Origin of the sequence: Neisseria sicca (genome assembly GCF_014054945.1) — a bacterium.
Taxonomy (GTDB): domain Bacteria; phylum Pseudomonadota; class Gammaproteobacteria; order Burkholderiales; family Neisseriaceae; genus Neisseria; species Neisseria sicca.
In genome coordinates this window covers 108,956-124,501 of record NZ_CP059566.1, presented here as the reverse complement: position 1 = coordinate 124,501, position 15,546 = coordinate 108,956, and the positions used below count along the sequence as shown (strand labels likewise).

13 protein-coding genes are annotated in these 15,546 nt (G+C 51.9%); 1 reads left to right on the top strand and 12 read right to left on the bottom strand.

The features are described from left to right. Positions 1 to 12: 12 nt before the first annotated feature. The 3 genes from H3L95_RS00635 to H3L95_RS00625 all read right to left on the bottom strand — a co-directional run bounded on the left by H3L95_RS00635 (position 13) and on the right by H3L95_RS00625 (position 3,876). Positions 13 to 1,350 (bottom strand): DUF3482 domain-containing protein, encoded by a 1,338-nt coding sequence (locus H3L95_RS00635; protein ID WP_128887908.1) that lies wholly within the window; start codon positions 1,348 to 1,350, stop codon positions 13 to 15. A gap of 72 nt (positions 1,351 to 1,422) precedes the next feature. Beyond that, a complete protein-coding gene (locus H3L95_RS00630) occupies positions 1,423 to 2,763 on the bottom strand; it encodes a DUF2868 domain-containing protein (RefSeq protein WP_003757300.1) in 1,341 nt (446 codons plus the stop codon). Positions 2,764 to 2,892: 129 nt separating this feature from the next. Next, on the bottom strand, positions 2,893 to 3,876 hold the full coding sequence (locus H3L95_RS00625) for a hypothetical protein (protein WP_046398802.1): 984 nt from the start codon (positions 3,874 to 3,876) through the stop codon (positions 2,893 to 2,895). 166 nt (positions 3,877 to 4,042) lie between these two features. On the opposite strand from H3L95_RS00625, the gene H3L95_RS00620 reads away from it, so the two are divergent. Beyond that, entirely contained in the window at positions 4,043 to 5,011 is a 969-nt protein-coding gene (locus H3L95_RS00620; protein ID WP_003777258.1) for a hypothetical protein, read from the top strand. A gap of 89 nt (positions 5,012 to 5,100) precedes the next feature. Here the strand turns inward: H3L95_RS00620 and ruvX are convergent, their stop codons facing one another. The 9 genes from ruvX to smc form a co-directional block, all read right to left on the bottom strand. Then, entirely contained in the window at positions 5,101 to 5,568 is a 468-nt protein-coding gene (gene ruvX, locus H3L95_RS00615) for a Holliday junction resolvase RuvX (RefSeq protein ID WP_003757294.1), read from the bottom strand. Further along, positions 5,561 to 6,109, bottom strand: coding sequence for a YqgE/AlgH family protein (locus H3L95_RS00610; RefSeq protein ID WP_003757292.1), 549 nt, complete (start codon positions 6,107 to 6,109; stop codon positions 5,561 to 5,563). Before H3L95_RS00610 ends, ruvX begins: the two co-directional genes overlap by 8 nt. Positions 6,110 to 6,121: 12 nt before the next feature. Beyond that, on the bottom strand, positions 6,122 to 6,670 hold the full coding sequence (locus tag H3L95_RS00605; RefSeq protein ID WP_003757290.1) for a CreA family protein: 549 nt from the start codon (positions 6,668 to 6,670) through the stop codon (positions 6,122 to 6,124). Between the two features lie 293 nt (positions 6,671 to 6,963). Beyond that, a complete protein-coding gene (locus tag H3L95_RS00600; RefSeq protein WP_182096182.1) occupies positions 6,964 to 7,971 on the bottom strand; it encodes an IS5 family transposase in 1,008 nt (335 codons plus the stop codon). Between the two features lie 279 nt (positions 7,972 to 8,250). Continuing rightward, on the bottom strand, positions 8,251 to 8,871 hold the full coding sequence (locus tag H3L95_RS00595; RefSeq protein WP_070869695.1) for a hypothetical protein: 621 nt from the start codon (positions 8,869 to 8,871) through the stop codon (positions 8,251 to 8,253). Between the two features lie 226 nt (positions 8,872 to 9,097). After that, positions 9,098 to 9,943, bottom strand: coding sequence for a PoNe immunity protein domain-containing protein (locus H3L95_RS00590; RefSeq protein WP_003755150.1), 846 nt, complete (start codon positions 9,941 to 9,943; stop codon positions 9,098 to 9,100). 90 nt (positions 9,944 to 10,033) lie between these two features. After that, positions 10,034 to 10,879, bottom strand: coding sequence for a PoNe immunity protein domain-containing protein (locus H3L95_RS00585; RefSeq protein WP_003755148.1), 846 nt, complete (start codon positions 10,877 to 10,879; stop codon positions 10,034 to 10,036). 90 nt (positions 10,880 to 10,969) lie between these two features. Continuing rightward, positions 10,970 to 11,815: a PoNe immunity protein domain-containing protein gene (locus H3L95_RS00580; RefSeq protein ID WP_003755147.1), complete on the bottom strand. Its 846-nt coding sequence runs from the start codon at positions 11,813 to 11,815 to the stop codon at positions 10,970 to 10,972. Between the two features lie 199 nt (positions 11,816 to 12,014). Then, the gene (smc, locus tag H3L95_RS00575) at positions 12,015 to 15,497 is read right to left on the bottom strand and encodes a chromosome segregation protein SMC (protein ID WP_003755145.1); all 3,483 of its coding nucleotides are present in this window, start codon (positions 15,495 to 15,497) and stop codon (positions 12,015 to 12,017) included. Positions 15,498 to 15,546: the final 49 nt, after the last annotated feature.

The window sequence follows — 15,546 nt, the reverse complement described above, 5'->3', positions numbered from 1 at the left end:
TCCTCCGCCTGCCTACCCGCCCAATTTCCTACTCAAACTTTCCGTATATTCCTCGCGTTCGGCGCGGCTGGTTTCGGGGAGGTGGGTGTTGAGCGACGACCATTTCCACCTGCTGCGCGCTTTGTTGAGTTCGGACGGAAGTTTGTCCGGCGTCCAGGGCGCTTTGCGGCTGTGCAACTCGACTTGCGATTGCGCCGCATGGCCGCGCGTTTGCAGGATGTGGAGCAAATCGAGGGCGCGGGCGGCGAGCAGGGTCAGGGTTTCGGGGTCGGTGTGCAGGGTTTGGCGGCCGGTGAGCTTGTCGGAAATGGTGCGGGTATTGGGCAGGATGCCGCCCAAAAAGCCGCCGATTGCCGTACCCAAGCCGAGCGAACCGCCGAGCGTGGCGATGTCCAGCCCCAAGCCGATGAGTGCGCCGGTTGCTGCGCCCGTGCCGGTACGGATGCCGTATTGTTTGAGCAACTCGCTGTCGAACGGATCTTGATGGAAGGCTTTGGGTACCCAGTCGCCGCCGTCGATTTCGCTGTGGTAGAAGCGGTAGAGGGCAAACAGCCGCTGCTGCATCTGTCGTTCGAGCTGGCGGATTTCTGCCTGCATGGTTTGCAGGACGGGCGCGGGGTCGTCGTTTTCGTCGATTTCCTGCGTGAAGGCTGCCACATCGAGCAGGAAACCTGCGATTTCGTGCCGCGCTTCTTTGTCCAGACGCGTCCATTCGCGGCGGCGGGAAGCGGTCAGACGGTCGATGATGTCGTGTTGCGGCAGCATGGTGGCGAGCTTGTTCCAAAGGTTCAATTCGCCTTCAAAATCGAAGGCGACAGTGTCGAACCCTGCGAAAACGTGGAGATTGCGACGCGCCAACATGGTTGTCCACGCTTCAGGAAGCTGTCCGCCGGTAAAGTTGAACACGGGCATGACCGGTTTGGCGCACCATGAAAGGATGGTCAATTCATCCCGATATTTGTCGAGTACGGGTTCGCGCGCGTCGATGACGTACAACGCCATGTCGCTTTGCAAAAGCTGCCGCAGCACTTTGGCTTCTTGGTTGAAATCATGATGCGCGCCGTGGCTGTCGAGGAACTTTTGCAGCCGCTCGATGCCGTCGGCACGGGCATCCGTATGGGTTTCCAGCCAATCCAAAACGCCGCCGGCATCTTCGAGTCCGGGCGTATCGTACAGGTACAGCAGCGTGTCGGCGCCGTCGGTAATCGCGGCTTCTTCGACATGGCGCGTGGTGGACGGAGCGTTTTTGACTTCGCCGAACCCGCTGTCGCGCAACAGGGTGCGCAGGAGCGAGGTTTTGCCGGTATTGGTGTGCCCGACGACGGCGAGGGTAAGGGGTTGGTTGTTCATCATATTTTGAAAGAATGGATTTTCAGACGACCTTTTTCAGGATGGCGGCTTAACAGGGCATTTCAAGTACGTTTATTGGTTTTTCAGACGACCTTCCTGCGCCGCCTTGTCAGGTTCCAGCCATGCCACGTCGCACTCTGCCAACGCGTTGCGCCAGTGGTCCAATGTTTCGGACAGGTCGTCTGAAAGCGCCCGTTCCGTCAAAAGCTGTACCACCGCCCCGCCCTGCGCCGATTCCGAAAGTCGGACAATCTGCCGCAACACGCCGCGGTCGGGGACAGCTTCCGCGCGCACGCCGATGAGGAGCTGGGCAGGTTTCTGTTTTAACTCCGCCTCCAAAGCAGCAACTTCTTCACGATTCGCCGCCACGCCTTTATCCAGCCATTCCTGCGCCAGCCTGCCCGCAAACCATGTGCCTTCGTGCCATTCGGTTTCCAGCATGACTGCCCACTTGGGCGCGTCGTTTAAGGTGATTTTCGGGGAAACGGCAGACACGGTTTCCCGACGCGTGTCCGCATCGACGATTTTGTTCTGCCAACGGCGGATGACCGCCTGATAATAAGGCTTCTCCAAATCCAGCTTGCGTTGGCTTGTTTTTAAAAAGATTTTGCATACCGCCCAAGCCAGCAGGCGCGGCAGGATGCCGTAGCAGGCAATGCTGCCGACCAACAAGCCCGACCACGCGCGCGCATCGGCAATGTTGCCGTTCAGACGACCTTCGACCACCGCCCGCGCATCGGGCGCAGGAAAACCGAGTTTCGACGGCAGCCATGCCAGCATCTCCACCGCGCGTACCGAAGCGGCATTGGTCAACAGCGTGCTTTCCCAGTTGAACGTATATTGGCGCACCAAAAGCAGCAGCAATACCGACACCAGCATTCCGCTCAGGGTGCAGAGCCATAGACTGTGCGAAGTCGCGCCGGCGATCCAACGCGCCGAAGGCTGCCGCCATTCGTCCGCATACAGCCGGAACACCGCCTGATTGACGGGGTCTTTACCCCGAAACCACGTCGCGGGACTGCTGAAAAACCGCCCCACTTTCACGCGTAGGAACAACGTTGCCAACCATACCGCCAACATCAGCGTATTCATGCCCAACACGCCCGCCAAAATCAGGAAAAAATTCAGCCCTTGGCTGTCCATCAGAAGGTAAGTGCCGGAAAAGCCGCCGCTAAACATCATTGTCGCCGCCACGATCCACAGCCAAAACGACCCGGCCCGCACTTGTTCCAAGGTATGCCGAAGCCGGCGGTCTCTGTCTATCATCTCCGCGCGGCGGATGATTTTTCCTTCCACGCCGCCCTCGACATGACGCAACGCCTCCGTCGCCTGCACGGGATCGCCGGCAAAAATATAGCCGCCCTCTTCCAAAATACGGACAAGTTCGGCGAGTTTTCGGGATGGGTTCAACATAAAAAGGTCGTCTGAAAGGGATAGTGAAAACGCAAAGATTTTATCACAGCCCTTTTCAGACGACCTTTGTATTTTAAATATGCGGCTCAGGCAAACCGTTTATTTCAAGCGGCGGCGGGAAGGTTGCCGCTATTCCCCGTCTTGGAATATCACGTCGTTTTCAAACCTCGCCATATTGTGCAGCCCGTCGGTCAGGGCGATGCCTTTCAGTTCGTGGCGGCGAACCAAGTCCAACGCTGCTTCCTTGCCGGAAACGGGATGGCAGCCGACAGGTCCCATGTGTTGGAAGCGGTCGGTGTAAAAGAGGTATAAATAACCGTCCCGCGCGTAAAGCCCGCCGTCTTTGCGGTTGATCCCGACAAAAAGCGGCTGCTCTGCCAATTGGTTCCAAACAATATACTTCACGGATTTTGCCAAATCCGCCGAATATTTTTCCACCAATCCGATCAGCAGTACATTCTCTTGCGGCGTGTTACCGGCAAAAAAACTCAGCAATTCGTCATCTTCGACATTTGTAAACTGCTTGAACAATTCTTCCGCCCGCGCGGGTGTAACCTTATAGGGATTGGAAAAACCGACAATGGCTATCGGGTGAAATTGCAGCGGCAGCTTGGCATTGGTACCGATGGACAACGCTTCCATTTTTTCTCGGGAAGCCGCCATGCCATCCGCGCCGTTCACACGCATCAGCCACGAAAGCGCGCATTCGAAATGTTCGCCGTCCTGCCCTCGGTATTCCATCAGTTGAATGCCCAGCGAGTGCGCAACACGCAGGACATTACTCAAATTATTGAACTGGTCTGCCTTATCCAGCGCACCGACCAAAGCGATGCCGTCTAAAGCGCCGTCCTGCCCGTCTGAAAAAGCCCGCGCCGCTTCATAGGTTTCAAACAGATATAAAACCGTCCGCCCGTCTTTCAGACGACCTATATAAGGGATGCCCGTCCCTTCCGACACATCCGCCTGCATGGCAGACAGCGGCACATACACTTTATCTTTCGCATAAATCGCCCGCGCCGCGCCCTCGCTTTTTTCCTGCGCGGAAAGTCTGCGCGGCTCTTGTACCGTTTCGCCGGACGGCTTGTTCCCAAAAATTTTCGACAAAATACTCATTCGGTTTTCCTTAATGTATTGGTATGCGCCCGCTTGAATGCTTTTCTGCACAACAGAACGGCGGCAAACCGGGCGCGCAAGATTTTATCACAGCCTTTTTCAGACGACTTGCATTATCCCTAAGATACCGTCCATAATAGCTTTATGCATTAAGCAAGGAAAAACAATGACTATCCGAACCACAACGTTATCCCTACTCACCCTGCTCACCCTCTTCCCGACGATTGCCGCCGCGAAAGACGAACCGCCCGCCGACGGCGACACTTGGGTGGACCACCGCCACGAAGTCGTTTCCAAACGCTTGGACAAATGGTCCAACCGCATCGATGACTGGTTTGGCGAACCCGATCCAGACCACCCTGCCGACGCCAACCTGCGCGTCATGCTTGATACCGAATGGAACCCTGACGACAAGTTTACCGTGACGCCCCGCGTACGGGGTCGTCTGAAACTGCCGACCTTAGAGAAAAAAGTCCATGTGATTTTTGGTGACGACTCTTTGGACGACGAGTTGAAACACGAAGCCAATGCCTACCGCAACCGTACCAATACCAACGGCAGGATATTCGACGCATCCCAAAGCCGCGACAACAACGCCTCCCTTGCCGTACGCTGGTCTGAAGTATTTGCAAAACAGCGCACCGATACCGACTTCGATATCGGTATCCGCTCCGGCAGCGACCTGTACGCCCGCGCCAAAAGCTCGAGCAATTGGCAACTGACCGACAACATCGACACCAGTTTGGAACAAATCTACCGTTACGGCATCAAGAGCAAACACCATGTCCGTACCAACTGGGAAACGCGCTACATCCCCAGCGAAAAAAGCTTTATCGCCAATCAGGCACACCTGCAATACGAACACGATAAAACCGAAGACTGGACATGGGGCAACAGCCTCTTCCGCCAACACAACCTCGGCAAACACCGCCACGTCAACTACGGCGTGTACACCGGCGGCAATATCGAAAAACGCAAAGCCGCCCTCAACACCTACGGTCCGTTTACCACCTACCGCCAACCGATTTGGCGCAACTGGCTGTTTACCCAAACCGAAGTCAACTACTACAACAACCGCAAGGAAAACCAAAAACACCGCGTCGGCGCGCTGTTAAGGATTGAAGCCTTGTTCTGATGCCAAAAGGTCGTCTGAAAGCCTGTTAACGGATTCAATCCCGTCAATACAGCTTTCAGACGACCTTTTTTCAAACTATCTCACACAAATTATTCTTCCGAACCTTCTTCCCTGCCGTTGAAATACTCTGCCGCGCCGCCGTCGAAAAAGCCCTGCAAAATCGCTTGCGCCGCCACTTGGTCGAGTACCGCCTTCTGTTTGCGCCCGAATACCTGCGCTTCGGCAAGCAGGCTTTCGGCGTATAGCGAAGACATCCGTTCATCCACCCAATATATGGGCAGGTTAAAACGCCCGTGCAGGCGGCGGCCAAATTTGCGGCTGAGGCGGGTCAACTCGTGTTCCGTGCCGTCGGCGTGGGTCGGCAGCCCGACGACCAAATGCTTGGGCTGCCATTCCCGTATCAGCTTGGCGATGGCGTTGAATTTCTCATCGTTGCTGTTGCCGGTAACCGTCGCCAAAGGGTGCGACAAACCAAGCTCCGCATCTCCCTGCGCCACGCCGATACGCGTCTCGCCGAAATCAAACGCCAAAACCGTCCCTGCCGGTGCCTTATGCATGACCGGCTCCACAGACAAGCGCATCGGGCTGGATGCCCAGTTTGGCAAACGCAGCGGCGTAGCGGTGTTCATAAGGCATATCGAACAAAATATGCTCGTCCGCCTTCACCGTCAGCCAGACATTGTCCGCCAGCTCGCGTTCAAGCTGTCCTTTGCTCCAGCTCGAATAGCCTATGCTGATTAAAATCTTGTCTACCGCGCCTTCACGCGATAAGTTTTCAATCACATCGCGCGAAGACGTCAGCGCAATGTCGTCTGAAACAATCATACTGTTTTGCCAGTTGCCCACGGGCGTATGCACGACATAGCCGCGGTCAATCTGTACCGGCCCGCCCATCATGACGTGTTCGTGCTGCATCCGCAAAGGGATATTGCGGTCAGACGCCGCAAAAATCATATCCATCGTAATCGGCGACGGTTTGTTGATGATGATGCCCAACGCGCCCTCTTCGTTGTGTTCGCACACATAAATCACCGAATTTTCAAAAAACGGGTCGTCCATATCGGGCATGGCAATCAGGAAATGGTCGGTTAGGTTCATATCGCTTGTCTTTTATTTGGTCGGCACAGGCGCATCCACGACGCACGCACCGTAAATCTGTTTGCCTTCCGCACCAGCAATTTGCTGCGCATCTGCTTTAGCACCGCCAAAGCAAGACACCGCGCTCAAAGAGTTTTTCGGCGACCCCTGAACGATTTTGTCGCTATAAATCAGATACGCAAACGCCTTACGCTTAGGATCGTAATAACGGATAATCTGCTGGCTCTTAAACGCCAAACTCGCGCTGCGTTTAAACACCTCCCGCGGCTTAACGACGGCTTGCTCGTTGTAACGGATGACATCCGCCGTCTGCACGCACGACACGGAAGCATCGCTCGCATCCTCCTCCAAATTCACCGTCTCTTTCAAACCGCCTTTCTTCGCATAAGAAATATAACAGGCAACCCCTTGCACATCAGGATCGTCAAAACCCTCGACTTCAATACGGTCATTTTTCCCCAGCATATGAAAAACCGTGCTGGCACGTCCGATTTTGTCGGTATCGTTACCGCAGGAAGCAAGAAGCAGAGCGCAAAGCGCAGGCAGAATAATTTTATTCATGTAAATAAGAAACCTTTGAGGGTTGAAAATAAAGAAGCTAACACCGTAGCTCCTACTATATAAGACCGCTTGTTCAGATTGCAAGCATCGGAAAGACACAGAGATCCAATTGAACACACGGCACCGATCTCAAGCCCTGAGACCTTTGCAAAATACCCCTCTTCACCTCCCCCCCAACAGCCGAAACCAAAACACAGGTTTTCGGCTGTTTCCGCCCCAATCACTCCCGATTCTACCCAAACACCCCCTTAATCCTCCCCGGATACCCCATAATCAGGTATACGAGCCGCCTTTTAGGCGGCAACAGGCACACTTAGCCTGTTAGCCGCTTTCAACAGGTTTAAACACATCGCCTTTAGATGGCTTTGCGCACTCACTTTGAGCAGACCAAAATAGGCTGCCCGGGCGTAGCGGAATTTACGGTGCAGCGTACCGAAGCTTTGTTCGACCACATAACGGGTCTTCGACAAATATCGGTTGCGTTTGGTTTGCACTTCCGTCAGCGGACGATTGCGGTGGGCTTTGCGCATAATGCCGTCTAACAACTGATGCTCTTTCAGATGTTGCCGGTTTTCCTTACTGTCGTAGCCTTTGTCGGCATAGACGGTCGTGCCTTCGGCTATACCTTCCAGCAAAGGCGACAGATGGTTGCACTCATGGGTATTGGCGGGGGTAATGTGCAGTTTCTCGATATAGCCTTCCTCATCGGTACGGGTATGTTGTTTGTAACCGAGTTTGTAGAGGCCGTTTTTCTTTGTCCAGCGGGCATCTTTGTCCTTACTCGGTGTGGTTTGTCCGCTGACTTGTCCTTCCTCGTCGACTTCTATGGCCTGACGCTGTTTGCTGCCGGCGGTCTGAATAATGGTGGCGTCAACGACGGCGGCGGATGCCTTCTCTACTTTTAGGTTTTTTTCGGCCAGTTGGCAGTTAATTAGTTTGAGCAATTCGGACAGGGTGTCGTCTTGCGCCAGCCAGTTGCGGTAGCGGCATAAGGTGCTGTAATCGGGGATGTTCAGTTCGTCAAAACGGCAAAACAGGTTGAAATCGATGCGGGTGATGAGGCTGTGTTCGAGTTCGGGATCGGAGAGGCTGTGCCATTGTCCGAGCAGGACGGCTTTGAACATGGACAACAGGGGATAGGCGGGACGCCCTCGGTGGTCTCTAAGGTAACGGGTTCTTTGACGATTCAGGTATTGTTCGATCGGCTGCCAATCAATCACCTGATCCAACTTCAATAGTGGGAAGCGGTCGATGTGTTTGGCGATCATGGCTTGTGCGGTTTGCTGGAAGAAGGTGCTCATGAGAAATCCCCTAAATGCCTTGGTGGGAATTTAGGGGATTTTGGGGAATTTTGCAAAGGTCTCGCCCTCTTAATACAAACCCTATCCCCTTCATTCCTTGGTACATTCAAGGTTCAAAAAGAGAATCCGTATCGATCGCCAAGATCGTCAAGTTTACGGACTGAGCTTTGGCTGCAGACAAAAGGTCGTCTGAAAACAGATTTTCAGACGACCTTTTGAACAGAGTGTTCAACGCCCACGTTTCCAGCCGGAAAACGCGGCATCAGTAATAACGCACCTTTATTTGACTTCAGAAGGCTGCTCCCCTTTCAGATAATTCTGATAATTATATGTACCATATATTTTTAAATATTCACCTGAATTATAGATATTAAAAGTACTAAATTGTTGTTTGTCTGTTTTCCAGATGAGCACAGTTTCATAAGAATTATTGCTCAAACGAAAGCTGACGAGAAATTTGTGTACAGTCGGTCTTAATGTATCACGATCAAATTCAGAAAATAAATAGCGTCCATATAGGGTTGGCTTAACTTCGCTGACAAAACGCTCATATGCCATTTCATGTTCAGTAACTATTTTTTTATGTAGTAAAATCCCATAAAGCTCTTGAATAAACAAATCAGTATCAGGCATAGGAATACCATTTTTATTAATAAAATCATGATCTGAAATCTTCAGGTACGTTTTTTCGTCAGACAGCCATTGTTTGGCACTAAACCACACCTTTTTTTTAAGTGGCGATTCAGCTTCTCCGTATTCTCCGCATTCTAAATATTCCAAATACCGAAACACATACATTTGATATTTCTTCTGCGTTAGATGATAACCACCAGCCAGTAATAATATTCCAATAAATAAAACAATAACTTTATTTTTACGGTTGATATTTTTGCAATTCATATTTTAATCCTATTGATATTTATTATAATATCGGTAAATATCGTATCTTTTTTGAGTATAACGATTCCGTCAGCATTATCTTCATTATTTTCCTATTTTTCTATACATTTAACTCTTTTCAACAAATGGCATAGTTTAAATGGCATTTAATTTACCACTCCATTCATAAAAAAGTCGTCTGAAAACATATTTTCAGACGACCTTCTAATCTTCAAACTTTTCCAAACTAATCAGCTTGACCTTTGCCTTCACGCTTGCGTTTCTGTTCCCTCGCCCAATCAATCATATCTTTAGGATAATAAGGTGATTGGCGCAATTCGGTATCGTCCAAATCGTCAAGATAAGCGATGGCGGCGGCTTCGAATGCCCAATAACCGCAATAACCGTTCTGTTCTGGGTCGAGGTGGGACTGGTATTCAAGGTTGCTCATGCCGACCATTTCGTGGTACCAGTCTTTGAGGTAGGCGTTGAGAATGTCGAGTTTTTCAGCCTTATCTTTTTCGCGGATGGCATCCGAAATCAAAACTGCATGGTCGTTCATTTGGACATAATCGGGGTCGGGACGGTCTTTGAAGCGGTAGTAGAAGAAATCTTCAATGGTTGAATCAGGCTCAAGCCCATCTTCTGCATTGGCAAGGATGACTTCGAGCAGGCGCGGGAGCAGGTCTTCGCATTGGAGGAGGTAGCACAGCGCGATGAGGTGCAACGTCTTAAGATAATATTCAACATAAAACCACGGCATCGGGCTGGTGTAGTAGCCGATTTCGTTTAATTCGGCTTTGTTTTGCTGCCAGAATTTGGTGGAAACTTCTAATGTAGAGACAATTTTGTCCAGCATAGGAGACAAAAGGGAAATCGACTCGCCCGCTGTATAGCATATTCTCAAATAATCAAATACTTCGGAAAATTTATAGCGAAATAGATGTTTTGATTCTAAAATACTTTTCTGCCAATTATTATCCCAAAATTTTAAATTAGATAAATATCCATTTTTCTCTTTCTGATATTTTTCCTCACTCAAAAAATTCTGCCTGCGTTTCTTGTGAAAAGGGATTTGTTCGGCTTCGTTCATGTTTACTCCCGTAAAATTTAGCTTGGTCGGTACTCTCTTAATTCTGCTGTTCGGTTTCAGACGACCTTTTAATCTTTAACCTTTTCCAAACTAATCAGCTTTACCTTTGCCTTCGCGTTTTCGCTTCTGTTCCCTCGCCCAGTCAACCATATCTTTTGGGTAGTAAGGAGATTGGCGCAATTCGGTATCGTCCAAGTCGTCAAGATAAGCGATGGCGGCGGCTTCGAAAGCCCAGTAGCCGCAATAACCGTTCTGCTCGGGTTCAAGATGGGTCTGGTATTCAAGGTCGCTCATGCCGACCATTTTGCGATACCAGTCTTTGAGATAGGCATTGAGTTCTTCCAATTGTTCTTCTTTGGTTTCGCCACGCATAGCTTCACCGAATAAAATGGCGTGTTTACCCATTTGGACGTAATCCGGATCGGGACGATTTTTAAAATGGTAGTCCAAAAAGTCTTCAATAGTGGAATCAGGTTCTAAATCGCCTTCTGCATTGGCAAGGATGACTTCGAGCAGGCGCGGAAGCAGGTCTTCGCGTTGCAGGAGGTAGCAAAGCGCGATAAGGTGCAGCGTTGTAAGATAGTATTCAACATAAAACCACGGCATCGGGCTGCTGTAGTAGCCGATATCGTTTAATTTCACTTTGTTTTGCTGCCAGAATTTGGTTATCTCTTCCTCTGAAGCTAAAAATTTTTCTAGAATAGGAATTAAATCCTCTATCGGTTTACCTGCTGTATATATAATTTTCAAATAATCCCAGTAGGTTTCTGCTTGTTGTCGAGATAAAAATCGTAATGCCAAATCATCTGAGAGCTTCCATTTATTATATTCAGGAATAGCTTCCACAAAATAATCATTAAATTTATTAAATCTTTCCTCCGTCAAAAAATGCTGCCTACGCTTTTCATGAAAAGGAATTTTCTCGGTTTCGTTCATGTTTACTCCCGTAAAATTTAGCTTGGTCGGTACTCTCTTAATTCTGCTGTTCGGTTTCAGACGACCTTTTAATCTTTAACCTTTTCCAAACTAATCAGCTTTACCTTTGGTTTCACGCTTTCGCTTCTGCTCCCTTGCCCAGTCAACAATATCTTTTGGGTAGTAAGGAGATTGGCGCAATTCGGTATCGTCCAAATCGTCAAGATAAGCGATGGCGGCGACTTCGAATGCCCAGTAGCCGCAATAACCGTTCTGTTCTGGTTCGAGGTGGGACTGGTATTCAAGGTCGCTCATACCGACCATTTTGCGATACCAATCTTTGAGGTAGGCGTTGAGTTCTTCCAGTTGTTCTTCTTTGGTTTCGCCGCGCATAGCTTCGCCGAATAAAATGGCGTGTTTGCCCATTTGGACATAATCCGGATCGGGACGATTTTTAAAATGGTAGTCCAAAAAGTCTTCAATAGTGGAATCAGGTTCTAAATCGCCTTCTGCATTGGCAAGGATGACTTCGAGTAGGCGCGGGAGCAGGTCTTCGCGTTGCAGGAGGTAGCACAGCGCGATAAGGTGCAGCGTTTTAAGGTAATGCTCACCATCACACCACGGCATTGGGCTGGTATAGTAGCCGATATCGTTTAATTTCACTTTGTTTTGCTGCCAGAATTTGGTTATCTCTTCCTCTGAAGCTAAAAATTTTTCTAGAATAGGAATTAAATCCTCTATCGGTTTACCTGCTGTATATATAATTTTCAAATAATCCCAGTAGGTTTCTGCTTGTTGCCTAGATAAAAATCTTAATGCCAAATCATCTGAGAGTTTCCATTTATTATATTCAGGAATAGCTTCCAGAAAATAATTATTAAATTTATTAAATCTTTCCTCACTCAAAAAATGCTGCCTACGTTTTTCATTAAAACAAACTTGTTCGGTTTCGTTCATGTTTACCCCTATAAAATCTGGCTCGGTTGGTGCAATTCTTTGAATCTTTGTATTGAGACGAATTTAATCCCTCAAACAATAGCAGTTTGAAATCTGAATCCAACGCCCTGTTTCAATTCACGAAAAGGTCGTCTGAAATCTAATTTCGTTTTTCAGACGACCTTTCCGTATCAAACTCAATCAAGATTCCCCCACCTCATCACGGCTCCGCCATTTCCAACGCCTGTTTGATGTCCACAGCAACGACGCGCGAGACGCCTTTTTCCTGCATGGTTACGCCGACGAGCTGTTCCGCCATTTCCATGGTCAGGCGGTTGTGGGAGATGTAGAGGAACTGGGTTTGCGCCGACATTTCTTTGACCAGGTTGCAGAAACGCGAGGTGTTGGCATCGTCCAGCGGGGCGTCGACTTCGTCCAGAAGGCAGAAGGGGGCGGGGTTGAGGCTGAACAGGGCGAACACGAGGCTCATGGCGGTGAGGGCTTTTTCGCCGCCGGAGAGAAGGTGGATGGTGCTGTTTTTCTTGCCGGGCGGGCGCGCCATGATGGACACGCCGGCGGTCAGGAGGTCGTCGCCTATCATTTTGAGGGTGGCTTCGCCGCCGCCGAACAGGGTGGGGAAGAAGGTTTGGACTTTGCCGTTGACGGCGTCGAAGGTTTCTTTGAAACGCTCTTTGGTTTTGTCGTCGATTTGGGCGATGGCTTCTTCCAAAAGGGTGATGGCGGCCTGTACGTCTTCACTCTGGCTGCGGTAGTAGCCGTCGCGTTCGCGCGCTTCTTCGAGTTCTTGCAGGGCGGCGAGGTTGACGGCGCCGAGGGCTTCGATTTGCTGGGTGAGGTTGCCGATGCTGCTGTTCAATACTTTCGGCGATTCTTTCGCCAACGCTTCGAGCGCGTCCAAATCGGCGGCGCGTTCGGTCAGGTTTTGATGGTAGCGTTTGGCGTTGATCAGGGCTTCCTGCTGCTGCAACAGGGCGGTTTGGGTGGCGGCCTGAAGCTGCGGCAGCTTGGTTTGCAGGGTTTGTACGCGGGCGTATTGCTCCCTGCCCTGTTCCTGAATCTGCGCGAGTTTCTCCTGTACGGCGATGTATTCTTCGTCCAGCGTGTGCACGGCTTCAGTCAATTCGTCGAGCTTGATGTGCTGCTCGTCGTTTTGGAACTCGGTTTCATAGGCGAGGGCAAGCTCTTGCTGGCGTTCCTGCCAGTCCAGAGTTTGCTGTTCGAGCCGGGCGATTTGCTGTTGGTAGTTTTGTTTTTGCTGGTTGAGTTTGTGGACGGCGACTTCGGCAAGCCCGTATTGGCGGTTGGCTTCCAACAGGGCAAGCTGCGCCTGTTTCAGACGGCCTTGCTGCTCTTGGCGGCTGTGTGCGGTGGTTTGCTGTTGGCGTTCGAGTTCGGCAGCGGCTTCCTGCAAAGTAGCGATGTCGTCTGAAAGCCCGTCGGACGTGTGTTGCAACACGGTCTGTTCTTCCGCCAACTGCGCCAGTTCGCGCTCGATGTGTTCGCGGCGGATTTGCCCTTGGTTGGTGCGCGCCAGAAGTTCGGCGGCGCGTTGCTGCGCTTGGCTGTATTGGCGCGTGTGCTGCTGTTGCTGCTGCATCAGGTTTTTATGCTGCGTTTCAGACGAGCGCACGGCGGCATCCGCCTGTTTGAACGCGGCTTCGGCGGCGGAGAGTTCGGGGGCGAGGTTTTCCAGTTCGGAAGCAATGCCGTCGAGGCGTGCTTTTTGGGCAATCAGGCTTTCCTGCGCGGGTTTGGCATAGAGCAGGACGCTAACCTTATCAACCTGATGGCCTTCGGGTGTGAGCCAGATTTGGTGTGCGCCCAAATCGCTTTGATGTGCGAGGGCGTAGCTCAAATCGGGTGCGCACAATACGCCGTCGAGCCAGTGGTGCAATGCCGTCTGAAACGGCGGCTGCGCTTGGATTTGGTTCAACAATGCCTGTACGGGCAGGGATTTTTTGATGCCGCCGGAGAGGTCGTCTGAAAGCCATGCCGCCTGCCCCTGCGGCAAAGGCGCGGGCGGCACGAAGCCGTGCGGCACGGCGCGGGCGTGCAGGCGTTCGGCAAGGATGACGGACAAGGCGTGTTGCCACTCGGCGGGCGCGGTGATGTGTTGCCACAGTTGCGGCGCGGCGGCGTGGTCGGTTGCCTGCCAAAAGTCGGCGGCTTCCTGCTGTTGCGACAGGATTTGCGACAACGCCTGCTGCTGCGCCTGCAAGGTAATGTGTTGCTGCTTCAGGCTTTGGAAGCGGCTTGAGGCCGTCTGAAACGCCTCGCGGGCGGCGTGTAAGGCTTCTTCGGCGGCAATGATTTGTTCTTCGTAATGCTCTTGCTGGCTTTGCAACAAGGCGGCGGCTTCCTGCGCGGCGGCGGTTTCGGCTTCGTCGGGCAGGTTTAAGGCTTGGTTTTCCTGTTTCAGACGACCTTTGCGCTCTTCGTGCTTGGCAACGGTTTGTTCGGCATGGGCAAGCTGCTGCTGCTTCAACGCCAGTTCGCGGCGGATGCGGTTTGCCTCGTCCTGCTGGGTTTGGAAGGCGGCGTTGAGCGTGGCTTGGGCTTCTTCCAATTCGGGCAGATGCTCTTCGTGTTCGGCAACCTGCATCGCCCATTCCGCCAACTCGGTTTGCTTTTCTTCGGCCTGCAATTCGTTTTCTTCAAGCTGCACGCGGATTTGCTGCTGCTCCTGATGGATGCGCTGCATCTGCGCCTGCGCCGCCTGCTTGTCGCGTTCGATGCGTTGGTGCAGGTTTTGCTGATGGCGGATTTGTTCTTCCAAACGGGCAATCTGCTCGCGCAATACGCCGCGTTTGTTGCTCAATTCGTGTACCGCCTGCTGCTGCGATTGTTCGGCGGTCTGCAAGGCGTGTACTTCGTCATTTAACGCCTGAACCTGCGCGGCGGTTTCGTCCTGCTGCGCCTGCAAAGACTGATGCTGCGCGGTCGCTTTGTCGGCGGCGGCAAGCGATTGCTGCCATTGGGCGTAATCAAGCAAATCCTGTTGTTGGTTCAACTGCGCGGTCAGGGATTTGTAGCGTTCGGCGGTTTCCGCCTGTTTCTCCAGCTTTTCCACCTGACGCGCCAACTCGTTCTGCAAATCGCCCAAACGCTGCAAATGCTCGCGCGTGTCTTTCAGACGACCTTCCGTCTCCTTGCGGCGTTCCTTATATTTGGACACGCCCGCCGCCTCCTCGATATAGGCGCGCAACTCCTCCGGCCGCGCTTCGATGATGCGCGAAATCATCCCCTGCTCGATAACGGCATAACCGCGCGCGCCCACGCCCGTACCCAGAAACAAATCGGTAATGTCGCGGCGGCGCACGGTCTGATTGTTGATGAAATAAGTCGATTCGCCCTGACGCGTCAGCTGCCGCTTGATGCTCACCTCGGCATACTGCCCCCACGCACCCTGCAAACTGTGGTCGCTATTGTCAAACACCAGTTCCACCGAAGCCCTCGGCGCAGGACGGCGCGTCGCCGCACCGTTAAAAATCACGTCCTGCATACTCTCGCCGCGAAGCTGCTTCGCCGAAGCCTCGCCCAACACCCAGCGCACCGCGTCAATCACATTCGACTTGCCGCAGCCGTTCGGCCCGATAACCGCAACAAGCTGCCCCGGAACATGAATCGTGGTCGGGTCGGTAAAAGATTTGAAGCCGGAGAGTTTGATGTGGGTCAGGCGCATGGGATAAGGATGGGGAGAAAAAATAAAGTGGGATTTTATACTAGTCTTC